The 406-nt window shown below is 35.5% G+C and carries 2 protein-coding genes; both read left to right on the top strand.

Annotation, left to right across the window (positions count from 1 at the left end):
• Positions 1–2: 2 nt before the first annotated feature.
• Complete coding sequence (rpmG, locus tag ACYVTD_RS17365; protein WP_461248879.1) at positions 3–134, top strand: 50S ribosomal protein L33; 132 nt, start codon at positions 3–5, stop codon at positions 132–134.
• A gap of 12 nt (positions 135–146) precedes the next feature.
• Positions 147–406: preprotein translocase subunit SecE (gene secE / locus ACYVTD_RS17360; protein ID WP_461248878.1), on the top strand; the 260-nt coding region annotated here is incomplete at its 3' end.

Below are 406 nucleotides of genomic sequence, written 5' to 3'. Positions count from 1 at the left end.
ACATTACGCTTGAATGCACAGAATGCAAAAACCGTAATTATCGTACAACGAAGAACAAGAAACTAGACAGGCTAGAAATCAAAAAATTCTGCGACACATGCAGAGCGCACACGCTTCATAAAGAATCTAAATAAGGAGTTTCTATAATGTTTGGTAAAAAGAAAAAAGAAGAAGCAAAAGCAGACGTTAAGAAAAAAGATAAGGCTAAAAAGGTTGAAAAAGCAAAAGGAGAAAACTTTTTTAGAGGAATCAAAGGCGAGCTAAAAAGGGTAACTTGGCCAACGTGGGACATTGTTAAAAGTAACACGATAACAGTTATTGCCGTTCTACTCGTTATTGGCGCATTTGTTTATGTTTTAGATATTGGATTTGGTTTAGGAAGCTCAGCTGTTATACGTTCTAAAGA

This window comes from Treponema sp. R6D11 (genome assembly GCF_054786075.1).
This window is presented reverse-complemented; position numbering and strand designations above follow the sequence as displayed.